Source organism: Chryseobacterium gwangjuense, from assembly GCF_021311115.1.
GTDB classification, from domain to species: domain Bacteria; phylum Bacteroidota; class Bacteroidia; order Flavobacteriales; family Weeksellaceae; genus Chryseobacterium; species Chryseobacterium gwangjuense.
Map to the genome: position 1 here is coordinate 32472 of NZ_JAJTNP010000007.1, position 14555 is coordinate 47026.

Consider the following 14555-nt stretch of genomic DNA (forward strand, 5'->3'; position numbering starts at 1 on the left):
TCAAAATTGTCAAAAATTATTTTACTCTCAATCTTTCTTTGATTGCTTCAATATTTTTCTTTGCAGAATCTTCCAGAATAAGGCTTGCACTCATATGAATTCTTGCAGGCATCAATTCATTAAAATGATCTGTTCCTTCCCAAGACACTTTTTTAATTAAAGACAAAGCTTCTTCACTTCTTGAGGACAATGTATTTAAAAATTTCTCAAGTTTAGCGTCCATTTCTTCTATCGTTTCAGAAACCGAATGGTAGACATTGTGCTGTTCTGCCCATGCTGCAGATCTGAAGTCTGCATCAATCGCCATCGCTGAAAATTGAGATTTCCCGATCTTTCTTTCTACATAAGGACCAATAACGAAAGGACCAATTCCAAGATTAATTTCCGTTAAAGCCAACGCCGAATCTTTTGTAGCAAAGCAATAATCTGCTCCACAAGCCAATCCTACTCCACCTCCGGTTGTTTTCCCCTGAACTCTTACCACAACAATTTTTCCGCAATTCCTCATCGCGTTCAACACTTTGGCAAATCCTCCAAAAAACCGGGTAGAAGCTTCCAATTCTTCAATCGCCAGTAATTCGTCAAAACTAGCTCCTGCGCAGAACGCTTTTTCACCCTCACTTTTTACAAGAATTGCTTTTACTTCAGCTTTAGCTCCTTCGTCAAGAATTGTCTGAGCCAGTTTTTCAAGAATAGCTCCCGGAAGAGCATTACTTTTTGCGGTTCCGAATGTAATCTCGGCAATATTATTTTTAATTTCTGATCTTACAAAATCACTCATTTTTAGTATCTATTGGATTTGTACAAAAATACTAAATAAAGGGCTTTTAGGAAAACTAAAACCGGATATTTTACGATTTTAAAACCTTATTTTTTTATTTTCTCCCGTACAATAATATTCTTTTAAATGCATAGATAGCGGGAAACCTGTCAAACTTTTTTGCAATCCGTTTTTTATATTCTTCAATAAATTTTTCCTGAGCATTTTCATCTAATCTTTCCAGATAAGGAATCAATGCTGATCCGGAAATAAACTGAAAGAGTTTTTCAGCATCTTCAGCAATGATGGGGTATACTTTAATAGAAACCTGTAAGTCTTTCAATCCATATTCAAACATCATCTTTGTATATTCATCCACGCTTAGCACCGGAGAAACTCTGTTCCAATGTTGAAGATCGGTTTTATAAGGTTCTTCAGAAGCAAGCTGAAACAGAATCTGATTAAGGATATTTTCTGACTGAACCGGCATTTGCACTGCAAACTGTCCGTTTTCACTCAGTAAAGAAAGTAACTTTGGAAATAGCTTCTCATGGTTATCTGACCATTGTAAAGCTGCATTACTGAAAATCAAATCCCATTGATCAGTAGAACCATAGAGTTCCTCAACTGTTTTTTGCTGAAAACTTAATCGTTCATGATTAAATGCATCCGATTGGGCAAGCATTTCCTCAGAAGAATCAATTCCTAAAAAGACAGCATCTGAAAATTTCTCTGAAAGAATCTTGGTTTGTTCTCCCGTTCCGCAACCAATATCAATGGCTTTTTTTAAACCATCTGAAGAAATGTTTTCCATCAAATCAAAAAAAGGTTGGTAACGGATATTTTTAAACTGATTGTAAACTTCAGGATTCCAAGGCATATTTAATTGTATTAGATAGACTTAATTTTTATTCAGGACCAAAATGTATTTATCAATATAGAGCTGTTTTTCTTTTGATTTATATTGCTGTATATATCTTGGATGTTCCAAAACGGTCATTTTTTCGAAAAGATGAGCCTCCTGGTTTAATTTTGAAATAAAATCGGCATTTTTCTTTCCTAAAACAAAGACTTCTGAGGTAACCAGATTTAAACTGATATGTTTCTGCAAAGCATCAATTATGAAATCTTTTACATCATTAAAAAGTGCTTTATCATCATAATAGTTGGCATTCAACCAACTGTTTTTCGATCTTCTTACAATCGCCAAAGGAAACGGAGAGTTGATGTAAATGTTTTTATAAAATTCTTCTGCGCCTCCATATTCCGCAATCATATCATACATAAAAACCGAAGAAACTTCATGGGTGTGCGCGGATTTCATTTTAATTCCGCAAACACTTTCCAGACGTTTGGTATCTGTAAAAGGAACTCCTGTAACTCCTGCTCCGTGACGGCTTGGATTGATCCCAATAATAAATTTTCTTCTATTTGAGTCGTTATAATATTTATGATAAAACTTTTGCATGACAATCATTGTTTCAGGGTTATCCAAGTATGGATTGAGCACCTGAAAATCTTCCGGTAATTTTCCAGAATAGTGTAAGTTTTTATTAAACTCAATGACCTTATCTGCAAAAGTTTTATTATTCATTGAATTGCACTAATTAGTCCAGTTCTTCTTCATTCCTTAATCCTCGGATGAATGTTTCAAAATCTTTTGCTAAAAATGTTTTTTTAAAGTTGTTTTCCTGATCCACGTGCACCACTTCCGGTTCTCCGTCTTTACCACAAGAGGAATAATCAAGTAAAATCATATCGTGCCCTGCAGAAGGACAATCGCAAATATAAATACCATCAGCTGGGTATCCCCATTCCTTCATCATAAACTGACTTCCAAGTTCTCCGCAAACTGCATGTGATTTCACTCTTCCAATCCCCATAATTCCGGTAATGGCAACGTGATCTTCAGCCCAAGAAACACTTTCAGTAATAGAAAAACATGATTTATTCACCAATCCACCATTTTGTAGTTTCATCAATTCGATATAAGATCCGGGAAGTTGATATCCCAATTCACTTTCGATTGCAGTAATTGTTTCATCATTCGGAAAATCTTCGATATAATCTTTTGATGAATAGCTGCACTCACTCCAAAAATTTGCAAAGTCAAAATCTTTGAAAAACCTTAATTCCATAGTATTTTATTTATTAAAAGTAGCTTCATCAAATATCTATATTTATTTTGAATTAAAATCGTTTTTTTTAACATTCTAAAGGTTTAGAATTCCCAAATACAGCAATTTTTTATTTGTTTGGTAATAGTTGATTAATTATCAATTTAAATGAATCATTTACCAAAGGGAAGTGAATGATTATATTTCCAACTCTACATAAGTATCCATTTTTTTATTATATTCGTTTTCAACAAAATAGCACTTTCATTCAATTAAAAACTGTTAACCAATGATAGGAATCATTATTGAATTTATCATTTCATGGCTCCTCCTTAAATTCACGATAAAAAAAGATCTTTCTGTTTTAGGGTTTAAACCCAACTTAAAAAGATTGATTCAGTGGAGCATTGGATTTCTTTTGGCTGCGGCAATTTGCAGTCTTTACCATATCATGACAACAGCGTTTATCAATAACAACTGGATACTGAATAAACAATTAACATTCTCAGCAATATTAATGAGTTTCTGGTGGGTTGTAAAGTCTGTTTTGTTTGAAGAGTTAATTTTCAGAGGCGCTTTACTTTATCTTGCTATTGAAAAATGGGGAAAAACTAAAGCCTGCATTTTTTCCGCCATCTGCTTTGGTGTCTATCACTGGTTCTCTTATAATGCCTTTGGAAATCCTTTTCAGATGGGAATTATTTTTGTGATGACCTCTATTTTTGGATGGATGTTGGCGGTATCCTTTGCTAAAACAAAATCCTTATATCTTCCTATAGGACTCCATCTCGGCTGGAATTTATTTAATATTGTGATATTCTCGAACGGTCCGTTAGGCAAACAAATTTTTATGAAAGCTAATGAGAGCCATCTTGAAGGGATTCCTTCATTGTTTGTTTTTCTTTTCCAGATATTCGCTTTACCTCTTTTAATGTATGGATATTTTAGGTCTAAGAACCGTAAAAACAGCTAATATTCTAAAGGCTTATAGTTTGTAAAAGTTCTATAAAAATCATAATCATTTCCTTTGAATGGTTTTTCTTCAATAATTTTAAACTTGCCTGTAGAGTCTTTCTCTTCCACCACTATTTTATTGGAAACATCTACTCTTGCAAATTCGTCTAGAGAATCTTTTTTGATTTTCATAAATGCAGTTATAGTAGAGCCAGTTAAAATTAAAGAATTGATACAGTTTAATTTGGAATTATAACTCAGATTTGGGTAATCCTCTGAGTTTCTGATGTGAATAAAGTTCTTATTGATTGGATCATAAACAAATAATGTCATCACTATATTTCCTCCTCTTCCTGCGACCCCACTCTGATAAGTTACATCATTGAATCCATCATTGTTGAAATCGCTGATTTGAACATCTAAACTAGTAACTCCGTCTTTGTCAAATTTAAAACTGTTTGTACGATACCAGAAATCGACATCTGTTTTTTGACCTTTCGCCCACTTCTTTTTTGATTTATAAAAATTAATTGATACAAATACATCTCCATGGCCAGTATGCCTATATTTCTCAATTTCGATTTTAGTTTTCCCTTTTGCTCCGATATTTAGACTATCAACAAATTTCTCTTCAGAAAAATAGCCTTCTTTATCTGGTTTAGGATTTCCAGAACAGGAAAAAACAAATAAAAGTGAAAAAGAACAAAAGACAATTTTAATAGAAGTTTTTAAAAATTTCATGACTAAAGAATATTTCTGAATTTATGTATTTCCTGTCATACTTGAAATAAAAAAACCCTTCAAGTTAGTATTGAAGGGGATATTTTTTATAATGATTCTGAATTAAATCAATCCAAACTGTTCAAAATGATGCGTAAAATGTTTTTTATGCATCAGTTCCCACATTTCTTTATTTAATTTTCCGAACACGAAATTCATGTGTTCTGTCTGTGGATTTTCTTTGTAGTAAATAGAGAATCTTTTCAGATTATCCATGAAAGAAATTTTAGCAGCTTCCAGATTTTTATGTCTTAGTTCCAATAGCTTTTCATCTTCTGACAAGAATGGTGCAGGGAAATCTTTCGGCATTTTTCTGTGATTGTACAAAGAATCCTGCCATTTTTCCAGCTGTTCTTCAGGAGTAAAGCATTTGTCTGCTTCCGGCTCACCTAAGCTTACCAAAACGCCATGCTCTAAATGCTCAATCATTTGCTGAGGAGACATTTTACCCCAGCTTGGCTGAGTAGATTCTGTTAATCCATTCAATGTTTTTTGAATACTCTTTAAGTTTAAATCGATAAAAGGAGAATGTTTCGCTACCAACGTTAAAATTGTAGCCATACAAACGACCTCATCTCTTTGATTCACTACTTCAACCAACCATTTCACAACACCGGAAGGAATATTTCTTCCTTTAACCCCTCTGTTAATTTTTTCTTTGGCCGTTAAATACACCGTAATGGTATCTCCTGCATACACAGGTTTAAAGAATGAACAGTTTTCTAATCCGTAATTTGCAATAACTGGTCCTTTTTTACCTGAAACGAACAATCCCGCTGCTGCAGAAAGGATAAAATATCCGTGAGCAACCGTTTTATCAAAGATAGTTCCCGTTAAACTCGTTGCATCTGTGTGAGCATAGAAATGATCCCAAGAAACGTTAGAGAAGTTTACGATATCTGCATCGGTTACCGTTCTTCCTGCTGTTTCCAGAGAATCTCCAACCTCAACATCTTCAAAATATTTCTGGAAAGGATGTTTATCTGAATATTTTTTCTCAGCTCCCTGCTGATAAATTTTAGTAATTGCTGTCAAAGTATCCGGAGAACCCTGAATTGCTGTTTTCTGAAGGAAGAAATGAAGACCATTCAGTCCGCCCATTTCCTCACCACCTCCTGCTCTACCAGGACCACCATGCATCAAAGTAGGAAGCGGAGAACCGTGACCTGTACTTTCTTTTGCGTTATCTCTGTTCAATACAAAAATTCTTCCGTGCTGAGATGCCATTTTCCAAGAAGTTTCTGCTACAAATTGATCGTCATGAGAAATGATAGATCCCACTAAACTTCCTTTTCCTCTTTTTGCCAACGCTGCCGCTTCTTCTGCGTCTTTGTAAGGCATTAACGTAGAAACCGGACCGAAAGCTTCAACATCATGAGAGATGTTTTTTGTAAATGGAGAATCGTTTAAGAACAATTTCGGACTCATAAATGCTCCATTTTCGTAGTTGGCATCTACCAATTCGTGTTTCCCGTCATAAACAAGTTCCGTTTCAGCTTTTAACAAGTTAACTTTTCTTAGAACTTCATCGTACTGCTGTTTTCCAACCAAAGAACCCATTCTTGTCTCTCTGCTTAACGGGTTTCCGATTTTTGTCTGGTCTAAAGCTTTAGACAATGCATTCTGAACATCCCCGATTAAGTTTTCCGGAACGATGATTCTTCTGATCGCCGTACATTTTTGTCCGGCTTTCGTTATCATTTCGTTACGAACTTCTTTGATGAATAAATCAAATTCAGGAGTTCCCGGTTTTGCATCCAATCCAAGAATTGAACAGTTCAAAGAATCTGCTTCCATATTGAAACGAACTGCATTTCCTGCAACTGACGGTAAAGATTTTAATTTTCTACCTGTTGTTGCAGAACCTGTGAACAACACAGAATCTCCATCCTGAACATAATCCAGAATATTTCCAGGTTCTCCACAAACCAACTGAACAGCTCCTTCAGGAAGAATTCCGCTTTCAATCATATCCTGAAAAACGGCGTTTGTTAAATAAGAACCAAACGGAGACGGTTTTACAATTGATGGAACACCTGCTAATAAAGAGGTTGATAATTTTTCCAACATTCCCCAAACCGGAAAGTTGTAAGCATTAATCTGTACTGAAACTCCTTCACTTGGAGTCAGAATATGAGTTCCCAAGAAAGTTCCGTTAGCAGAAATTTTCTGAGTTTCTCCATCTACCCAAAACGGAGTATTCGGAAGCATCCTTTTTGCCAATCCAGAATAGGTAAAGAAAGTACCAAAACCTCCTTCGATATCTACCCAAGAATCGACGTGAGTTGCTCCTGTTTTATAAGATAATTCGTAATATTTTTTCTTTCTTTCTAATAAATAAAGGGCTACTTTTTTCAACATTTCTCCACGATCATAGAACGTCATGGATGAAAGGTTTTTGTATCCTACTGTTCTTCCATAGTCAAGTGCCTGTTCAAAATTCAGACCTTCCGTATCGGAAATGGCAACCTGCTCTCCGTTTACAGCATTGTACAAAGGAATTCCGTTTCCGTTTCCTTCTACCCATTCACCGTAGATATAGTTTTTTAATTTTTCCATATAGTTTTTAATTTAACAATGTATCAATTTAACAGTTTACCAATGATTGTTATAGTGACACATTTTTAGATTGTTATATTTTTTATTTTATTTCGGTTCTTTATAAGGAAACAATTTCACCAATCCTTCATACAAACTTCTGTGAAGAATCGTTGCATGATTATCTGTTTCCATCATTTTATATTCTACCGTCCAGTTTTTCTTACCCGATTTTTTCAATACATCATACAAATCTTCTGCATCTTTTACCATCACCGGATGTTCTCCTTTTCCGACAGAAACATAAACAAATTTCTTGATATCCTGAATCTTGGTCAGTAACTGATTAGCCTGTTTTAAAAGACTTTCATCATCCCACCACAAACTTGGACTAATAATAAAATAGTTCGTAAACATTTCAGGTTTTTTCAGCAAAATTTCTGTTGCTAAAAGTCCACCTAGCGATTGTCCGAATAAATAATTATCGGTTGTTTTAAACTGGCTATCGATATAAGGCTTTAATTCTTTTTCAAGAAAACTGATGAATTTATCTGAGTGTCCTGTTGTAGGATAATCTTTCTGTAAGTCTTTTAAATCGGTGTGAAATGTGAAATCTCTTTTTCTGTCGATATTGGCAATTCCTACCACGATCGTTTCCGGCATGGAATACATTTGATTAAAGAATTGAATCAATCCTGTAACGTGAATAAAATCCTCATTCATACTTCCATCCAGAAGATAAATGATTGGGTAGGATTTCTTTTTATCAAAATTTTGCGGAAGATAGATGTTCAGAGTTCTTTCTTCATTTAAAATTTTAGACTTTACGGTTCTGATTTCTCCAATAGTTAATGGTTTTACATTTGAACTCTGGGCAAAAACCATGAATTGAAATATAAACAGAATACCGCAGAAAATAAGAAGTTTTTTGATCATATTAAATTTTGTGTGGTAAAAATTATTTCACATCATCCCAAATACTGTAATCCACAATTTTGGTTGGAATCTGCTGAATATATTCCGTAAAAGGTTCACAAGGTAAAATTGCATCCTTTCCTTCTCTTGCCAGTTCCTGATATAATTTTGTTCCTTCTGTTTTCCATTTGATCATTTCATCAGAAACATCACGAATGATTTTTGCAGGACTTCCAACGATTAATTTTCTTGGTTCACATTTGAAATTGGCAGGAACAAAAGCTAATGCCCCGATAATACATTCATCACCAATAACGGCTTTATCCATCACCACTGAATTCATTCCAACCAGACAGTTTCTACCGATGTGTCCGGAATGGATAATCGCTCCATGACCAATGTGTGCAGATTCTTCCAAAATAGTTTCAATCCCGGGAAAAACGTGCAACGTACAGTTTTCCTGAACATTTGCACCGTCTTTGATGATAATTTTACCCCAGTCGCCACGAATTACCGCATTCGGACCGATATAAACTTCTTCGCCGATTTCCACATTTCCGATAATCACCGCTTGCGGATGAATGTAAGCAGATGGTTTAATGATAGGGCGAATTCCGTGATATGAGTAAATATTCATAAATTTTTTATTAAAAAAATTAATGTAAGAATGTATCAATCTAACAGTTTACCAATTGAAATGCTTCGACAAGCTCAGCATGACAGGAATTGTTACATTGATACATTTTTAGATTGTTATATTATTGAAAAAGTTATACTTTTTCAATCACCATTGCATAACCTTGTCCGACACCGATACAAAGGGTACATAATGCATATTTTTTATCTTGTTTCTGAAGTTCCATAGCAGCAGAACCAACGATTCTTGCTCCTGAAACTCCCAGTGGATGACCAATGGCAATAGCTCCTCCGTTTGGATTAATTCTTGAGTCGTCATCTTTTAATCCTAATGTTCTCGTTACTGCTAAAGCCTGAGCTGCAAAAGCCTCATTCAATTCGATGATGTCCATATCATCTAATGAAAGATTCAGTCTTTTTAATAGTTTCTGAGTCGCTTCCACAGGTCCGATTCCCATAATTCTTGGTTCAACACCAGCAACAGATGATCCTAAAATCTTAGCTTTCGGTTTCAAACCATATTTTTTTACCGCTTCTTCACTTGCAAGAATTAAAGCAGCTGCTCCGTCATTCATTCCTGAAGCATTTCCTGCTGTTACGGTTCCCTCTTTTCTGAAAGCCGGACGAAGTTTTCCTAATCCTTCCATTGAAGAAGTCGGCTTGATGAATTCGTCTGTATCGAAGATTTTTGGTTCTCCTTTTCTTTGAGGAATTTCAACTTTTACAATTTCTTCTGCCAATCTTCCGCTTTGCTGAGCTTTCGTAGCTTTTTGCTGAGACCAAAGCGCAAATTTATCCTGATCTTCACGGCTGATATTATGCATATCCGCTAAGTTTTCAGCAGTGTCTCCCATTCCGTCAACACCGTACAATTCTTTCATTTTCGGGTTAATAAATCTCCATCCGAAAGTCGTATCAAACATCTGGCTGTCTCTACCAAAAGCAGCACTTGGTTTTGACATTACATAAGGTGAACGTGTCATGTGTTCTACTCCACCCGCAATATAAAGTTCTCCTTCTCCTGCTGCAATAGAACGGAAAGCATTTGCCACCGCCGACATTCCCGAAGCGCACAATCTGTTTACGGTTTCACCTCCGATTTTGTAAGGAAGTCCAGCCAATAAAAGTCCCATTCTTGCTACGTTTCTGTTATCTTCACCTGCCTGATTCGCACATCCGAAAATAACATCTTCAATTTCTTCAACAGGAACTTCAGGGTTTCTCGCTACTACTTCTTTGATAACAACAGCTGCTAAATCATCCGCTCTTACTTCGGATAAACCTCCCTGTAATTTTGAAATGGGAGTTCTAACATAGTCTATAATGTATACGTTTTTCATTTTTATTTACTTTAGGCTAGAAGCTATATGCAGTAGGCTTTACCAGCTTCAAAAAAAGCTTACTGCCTATTGTCCGAAGCTTATCGCTTATTTATAATTCTGTTACTTTTTTTCCAATTTTATAAACCGTTCCGACAAATTTTGCAATCAGCTCTTCGTTTTGATTGGTAATTTTAATGTCATAAACAGCCGTTTTTCTGGTTTCGTTTACCAAGGTGCTTTCTGCTCTGAAGACATCTCCTTCTTTTCCTGCTTTGGTAAAATTGATGATGCAATTCAATGCAACGGCAGCATCTCCGGAATTGTTAGACGAAAATGCCAATGCAGAATCTGCAAAAGCAAATGTAACTCCTCCGTGAACCGTTTTCAGCCCATTAATCATTTCCTTTTTGATGGGCATTTCCAGTAAACAATAATTTTCTTTTACTTCGATCATTTTGATATTCATCCATTGGGAAAAATAATCCTGATCGAACATATATTCTGCAACCTGTCTCGGGTTCATTTATTTTTATTTAAATTTTTAAATTTTATAACATCCTTCCAAGTGTAATCTCTGCCATCTAAAATGAATAAAGCTAAAAACACAAAGACGAAATAAAATACAAGACCGTATATATTTATGCTTTTTTCATCATCCCACTCAAAATAATAAAATAGAATTCTAATAAGAAAAAAAGCAACACTAAAAATAATTGCGCTTACGAGGGATCTCAGAAAGTTTTTCTTTGTAAAAATTCTTTTAAGCATAGTTTTACTACTTTATTTAACAATAGATTCTAAAAAATAATAATTTTCAGATTTGTGTTATTTCTTCATATAATTCATCAACCAATTTGTCATAAATACTCATGGTTTTACCAAGAATTATCTGTTCGTATGAAAGGTTTTCTGAGTTTGATGGATTTTCAGTTTGATAAGGAGCATTGAGATCAATACCGTCTTCATTGGCTAATCTTTTAATTAACTCTTTATATTTTTCATTGAATTTTCCTAATAACCCCAATTTCTCTTGATCATCATCAATTGAAGAAAGCTCCTGAATGATGTAGTCTTTTTCAATGATAAGCCTTGTTTCCAATTCGGTTCTGAAACCTTCTATATCCATACTTATAATTTGCGTAGCAACGGGCTTTGTCTGTATCTTTCTTCCTGATATTCTTCGTAAAGATTTTGTAAGGTTTCAGAGATTTTCGCAAATCCGATTTCTTTTCCCCAAGCTAATAATCCTTTTGGATAATTTACGCCTTTCTGCATTGCCAATTCTAAGTCTTCATCATTGGCAACCCCTAATCTTTTTGCTTCAACTGCTTCATTAATCAACATAGAGATGATTCTCAAGAATATATATTGATAAAGAGCATCGTCTTTTTCTGCAACAGGTTTTTCTGCGCCTTCAGAATAGTCGTAGAAACCTTTTCCAGTTTTTCTGCCGTGAAGTTTAGCTTCCGACATTCTTTGCTGAAGTAAAGATGGTTTGTATTTAGGATCGTAGAAATATTCGTTGTAAACCGTTTTTGTTACGGAAAAATTCACATCAACTCCAATTAAATCCATTAATTCAAAAGGTCCCATTTTAAAGTTTCCTATTGTTTTCATGGCTTCATCAACTTGTTCTACTGTTGCGATATTTTCTTCAACAATTCTCAATCCTTCCCCATAGTAAGGACGAGCGATTCTGTTTACGATAAAACCTGGAATATCTTTAGCAATCACTGGAGTTTTGCCCCAATCTTTCATGAGATTGTAGATTTTTTCCGCTAAAGATTTTTCTGTAAGTAAAGAGGGAATAACCTCAACTAAAGGCATCAATGGAGCCGGATTGAAAAAGTGAATTCCGATGAAACGCTCCGGTTTTTGTAATTCCGCACCAAGAGAGGTGATGGAAATAGAGGATGTATTGGAACCAATCACACAGTTTTCAGAAACATGTTTTTCTAATTCTGTGAAAACTTTGGTTTTAATTTCTTTGTTTTCGATGATCGCTTCAATGATTAATTCACAATCTTTGAAGTCTTTTAATTCTGTAGCAATGGAAATGTTAGCTAAAATTTCAGTCATTTTCTCTGCTGAAATTTTTTGTTTATCAACCAATTTGGTCAATGTTTTTTCCAAACCTACAGTTGCCGTTTCTACTTGTTTTGCGTTGGCGTCATAAACCCAAACTTTGCATCCGTTCGTTGCGGCTACTTGCGCGATGCCAATTCCCATTGTTCCGGCACCGATAATTCCTACTTCCATAATGTAACAGTGTATCAATGTAACAATGTAACAATCACTGTTAAACTGCTACATTGGTACATTGTTATATTAATTCTTATTTTCCTTTATAATTAGGTTTTCTTTTTTCTAAAAAGGCACTTACACCTTCTTTAAAATCTTCTGTTTCTGCAGCTTCCTGCTGTAAATCTCCTTCCAGCTCCAATTGCTCTTTCAATGTATTATTATAAGACGCAGCGAAAGCTTTTTTAGTTAATTTAATAGCTGCAGTCGGCATATTTGACATTTTCTCAAGGATTCCCATTGATTTCGGAGCAAATTCTTCTTCGTTGAAAACTTCTGCAACCAAACCGTAAGATTTTGCTTCTTCAGCAGAAAGTTTTTTACCTGTAAATGCTAAGTAATTTGCCAATTGTCTTCCTAATAATTTTGGTAAGAAATACGTTCCGCCCGTATCAGGAATTAAACCAATATTTGAAAATGCTTGGGCAAAATATGATTTATCGACTGCTAAAACAAAGTCAGAAATTAATGCTAACATTGCTCCGGCTCCTACTGCAGGACCGTTTACCAATGCTACCACAGGTTTTTTGCAACGTGTAATTTCTTTAACCAGAGGATTGTAATAGTCTACCACAATTTTTCTGATAATGTCATTATCATGATGTTCATTCCCTTGTACAAAAGCATCATCCAAATTTTGACCGGAGCAGAAAGCTCTTCCTCTTCCTGAAATTGCCACACATCTTACCATTTCATCTTCGCTACAATCTTTAATAAAATCTTTTAGATCTGATAAAGAAGGTTTTGTAAGTGCGTTCATAGTTTCCGGCTGATTGAGATAAGCAATTTTAAGTTTTCCGTCAAAATGCGTTTCAATGTCAATTTGTGTATACATATATTATACTGGTTATTAATAGGTTAATATTAAAATGATTGTTTTATAAAGTTAATCATTTTTAATGACATTTAAAATAGTCAAAAGGCTCTAAACAATCTAAACATTGATAAGACGCCTTACACAGTGTAGATCCAAATCTACTGATCTGTTTCGTATGTTCAGAACCACAACGAGGGCATTTTTTCGGTTTCCCGATATGATGCTCATCTGCTCCTTTTTCGGGAGGGGTAATTCCGTAAACACGAAGTTTTTCTCTCGCTTCATCCGTCAACCAGTCTGTTGTCCAAATCGGAAACATTTTGGTGACTACTTTCGCTTCCCAACCGTTTTCTTTCATAATCTTTATGATGTCTTCCTCAATGGTAAACATAGCGGGACAGGCAGAATAAGTAGGCGTAATCGTTACTTCACAAGAATTCTCGCTCGTAACTTTTGCTTCTCTTACAATGCCTAATTCCACAATATTGATTACCGGAATTTCCGGGTCGGGAACTAATTCTAATATTTCTAAAGGATTTTTCAATCTTTTTATCTGAAATTTTTTAGTCTAACGCAAAATGCGCTAAGATTTTTTGACCGCTAACTGCTTTTAAGTTCGCAAAGGCGTTTCACTCAGCTAAGTCAATAAAGTATAAATTACCAAGTACAACCAGGATATGCTCTCTGCATATATTGTAACTCACAAAGAATATATCCAAAATATTCTGTGTGGTATCCCGTTCTTGATTTTGGCTGCATGAAAGGATTTGTAGGATATTCTAATTTGAAATCCGCAAAATCTTTCTGTGTAATTGCTAAAAACTCTTCATAAAGCACATCTGCATTTGGAGCGATATTTAAAGCTATCAAATCATCTTCTCCTTCTGTTTTTGCGAATAAACCTTTTGTATATTCCCAAATATCTTCAATCGCTTTTACCAAACGAACTTTACTCTCCTCTGTTCCCTGAGCGAAAATTTTCATCCAAGATGCAGCGTGAGTATAATGATATCTTACTTCTTTCAAAGATTTTTGAGCAATCGCCGAAAGTTCTTCGTTTGCAGAGTTTGACAATGCTTCATACATCAATTTCTGATACGTCGCAAAAACATACACTTTTAAAATCGTCTGAGCATAATCTTCATTCGGAAGCTCTGTCCAGTGTGCATTTAAGTATTCGTGTTCGTATCTTAAAAATGCTAAATCGTCTTCACTTTTTCCGTTATCAATCACTCTTGAGGCGTAAACGTAAAAGTTATTCGCCTGACCAAGCTCATCCAAAGCTATGTTTGTTAATGCAATATCTTCCTCCAGATAAGGACCTTCACCGCACCACGCAGACAAACGCTGTCCCATAATGAAACTGTCGTCTGCAAGTTTTAATAAATAATTATATAATGGGTTCATTGTTTAAT

General features: G+C 35.0%; 16 protein-coding genes. 1 reads left to right on the forward strand and 15 read right to left on the reverse strand.

The annotated features are described in order from the left end of the window. Positions 1-16: 16 nt before the first annotated feature. From LV842_RS14225 to LV842_RS14240, 4 genes are all read right to left on the reverse strand, one after another. Positions 17-781: an enoyl-CoA hydratase/isomerase family protein gene (locus LV842_RS14225; protein WP_233112106.1), complete on the reverse strand. Its 765-nt coding sequence runs from the start codon at positions 779-781 to the stop codon at positions 17-19. Positions 782-875: 94 nt separating this feature from the next. Next, a complete protein-coding gene (locus tag LV842_RS14230; protein WP_233112107.1) occupies positions 876-1640 on the reverse strand; it encodes a methyltransferase domain-containing protein in 765 nt (254 codons plus the stop codon). A gap of 21 nt (positions 1641-1661) precedes the next feature. After that, positions 1662-2354 (reverse strand): SMUG2 DNA glycosylase family protein, encoded by a 693-nt coding sequence (locus LV842_RS14235; RefSeq protein ID WP_233112108.1) that lies wholly within the window; start codon positions 2352-2354, stop codon positions 1662-1664. A 13-nt stretch (positions 2355-2367) separates the two neighbouring features. Further along, a complete protein-coding gene (locus LV842_RS14240) occupies positions 2368-2898 on the reverse strand; it encodes an SMI1/KNR4 family protein (protein WP_233112109.1) in 531 nt (176 codons plus the stop codon). A gap of 268 nt (positions 2899-3166) precedes the next feature. Between LV842_RS14240 and LV842_RS14245 the strand changes: the two genes are divergently transcribed. Beyond that, a complete protein-coding gene (locus LV842_RS14245; RefSeq protein ID WP_233112110.1) occupies positions 3167-3850 on the forward strand; it encodes a CPBP family intramembrane glutamic endopeptidase in 684 nt (227 codons plus the stop codon). Here the strand turns inward: LV842_RS14245 and LV842_RS14250 are convergent. The 11 genes from LV842_RS14250 to paaC form a co-directional block, all read right to left on the reverse strand. Continuing rightward, on the reverse strand, positions 3847-4572 hold the full coding sequence (locus tag LV842_RS14250; RefSeq protein WP_233112111.1) for an XAC2610-related protein: 726 nt from the start codon (positions 4570-4572) through the stop codon (positions 3847-3849). The genes LV842_RS14245 and LV842_RS14250 overlap by 4 nt on opposite strands. A 102-nt stretch (positions 4573-4674) precedes the next feature. Continuing rightward, positions 4675-7170 (reverse strand): phenylacetic acid degradation bifunctional protein PaaZ, encoded by a 2496-nt coding sequence (gene paaZ / locus LV842_RS14255; protein WP_233112112.1) that lies wholly within the window; start codon positions 7168-7170, stop codon positions 4675-4677. An 87-nt stretch (positions 7171-7257) separates the two neighbouring features. After that, positions 7258-8085 carry an alpha/beta hydrolase gene (locus LV842_RS14260; RefSeq protein ID WP_233112113.1) on the reverse strand — a complete coding sequence of 276 codons (828 nt, stop codon included), beginning with the start codon at positions 8083-8085 and terminating at the stop codon, positions 7258-7260. 22 nt (positions 8086-8107) lie between these two features. Beyond that, positions 8108-8701: an acyltransferase gene (locus tag LV842_RS14265; RefSeq protein WP_233112114.1), complete on the reverse strand. Its 594-nt coding sequence runs from the start codon at positions 8699-8701 to the stop codon at positions 8108-8110. Between the two features lie 133 nt (positions 8702-8834). Next, positions 8835-10040: a 3-oxoadipyl-CoA thiolase gene (gene pcaF, locus LV842_RS14270; protein WP_233112115.1), complete on the reverse strand. Its 1206-nt coding sequence runs from the start codon at positions 10038-10040 to the stop codon at positions 8835-8837. 91 nt (positions 10041-10131) lie between these two features. Beyond that, positions 10132-10545 carry a PaaI family thioesterase gene (locus LV842_RS14275; protein WP_233112116.1) on the reverse strand — a complete coding sequence of 138 codons (414 nt, stop codon included), beginning with the start codon at positions 10543-10545 and terminating at the stop codon, positions 10132-10134. Between the two features lie 291 nt (positions 10546-10836). Continuing rightward, complete coding sequence (locus LV842_RS14280) at positions 10837-11148, reverse strand: hypothetical protein (protein WP_233112117.1); 312 nt, start codon at positions 11146-11148, stop codon at positions 10837-10839. Positions 11149-11150: 2 nt separating this feature from the next. Further along, positions 11151-12281 carry a 3-hydroxyacyl-CoA dehydrogenase NAD-binding domain-containing protein gene (locus LV842_RS14285; RefSeq protein ID WP_233112118.1) on the reverse strand — a complete coding sequence of 377 codons (1131 nt, stop codon included), beginning with the start codon at positions 12279-12281 and terminating at the stop codon, positions 11151-11153. Between the two features lie 76 nt (positions 12282-12357). Then, entirely contained in the window at positions 12358-13158 is an 801-nt protein-coding gene (locus LV842_RS14290) for an enoyl-CoA hydratase-related protein (RefSeq protein ID WP_233112119.1), read from the reverse strand. A gap of 61 nt (positions 13159-13219) precedes the next feature. Continuing rightward, on the reverse strand, positions 13220-13684 hold the full coding sequence (gene paaD, locus LV842_RS14295) for a 1,2-phenylacetyl-CoA epoxidase subunit PaaD (protein ID WP_233112120.1): 465 nt from the start codon (positions 13682-13684) through the stop codon (positions 13220-13222). A gap of 113 nt (positions 13685-13797) precedes the next feature. Further along, entirely contained in the window at positions 13798-14547 is a 750-nt protein-coding gene (gene paaC, locus LV842_RS14300) for a 1,2-phenylacetyl-CoA epoxidase subunit PaaC (RefSeq protein ID WP_233112121.1), read from the reverse strand. Between the last annotated feature and the right edge of the window lie 8 nt (positions 14548-14555).

What these genes read in the sequence shown, in the direction of transcription:
- LV842_RS14225 (WP_233112106.1), bottom strand. Translation starts at nt 781, where the DNA reads ATGAGTGATTTTGTAAGATCAGAAATTAAAAATAATATTGCCGAGATT.
- LV842_RS14230 (WP_233112107.1), bottom strand. Translation starts at nt 1,640, where the DNA reads ATGCCTTGGAATCCTGAAGTTTACAATCAGTTTAAAAATATCCGTTAC.
- LV842_RS14235 (WP_233112108.1), bottom strand. Translation starts at nt 2,354, where the DNA reads ATGAATAATAAAACTTTTGCAGATAAGGTCATTGAGTTTAATAAAAAC.
- LV842_RS14240 (WP_233112109.1), bottom strand. Translation starts at nt 2,898, where the DNA reads ATGGAATTAAGGTTTTTCAAAGATTTTGACTTTGCAAATTTTTGGAGT.
- LV842_RS14245 (WP_233112110.1), top strand. Translation starts at nt 3,167, where the DNA reads ATGATAGGAATCATTATTGAATTTATCATTTCATGGCTCCTCCTTAAA.
- LV842_RS14250 (WP_233112111.1), bottom strand. Translation starts at nt 4,572, where the DNA reads ATGAAATTTTTAAAAACTTCTATTAAAATTGTCTTTTGTTCTTTTTCA.
- paaZ (WP_233112112.1), bottom strand. Translation starts at nt 7,170, where the DNA reads ATGGAAAAATTAAAAAACTATATCTACGGTGAATGGGTAGAAGGAAAC.
- LV842_RS14260 (WP_233112113.1), bottom strand. Translation starts at nt 8,085, where the DNA reads ATGATCAAAAAACTTCTTATTTTCTGCGGTATTCTGTTTATATTTCAA.
- LV842_RS14265 (WP_233112114.1), bottom strand. Translation starts at nt 8,701, where the DNA reads ATGAATATTTACTCATATCACGGAATTCGCCCTATCATTAAACCATCT.
- pcaF (WP_233112115.1), bottom strand. Translation starts at nt 10,040, where the DNA reads ATGAAAAACGTATACATTATAGACTATGTTAGAACTCCCATTTCAAAA.
- LV842_RS14275 (WP_233112116.1), bottom strand. Translation starts at nt 10,545, where the DNA reads ATGAACCCGAGACAGGTTGCAGAATATATGTTCGATCAGGATTATTTT.
- LV842_RS14280 (WP_233112117.1), bottom strand. Translation starts at nt 11,148, where the DNA reads ATGGATATAGAAGGTTTCAGAACCGAATTGGAAACAAGGCTTATCATT.
- LV842_RS14285 (WP_233112118.1), bottom strand. Translation starts at nt 12,281, where the DNA reads ATGGAAGTAGGAATTATCGGTGCCGGAACAATGGGAATTGGCATCGCG.
- LV842_RS14290 (WP_233112119.1), bottom strand. Translation starts at nt 13,158, where the DNA reads ATGTATACACAAATTGACATTGAAACGCATTTTGACGGAAAACTTAAA.
- paaC (WP_233112121.1), bottom strand. Translation starts at nt 14,547, where the DNA reads ATGAACCCATTATATAATTATTTATTAAAACTTGCAGACGACAGTTTC.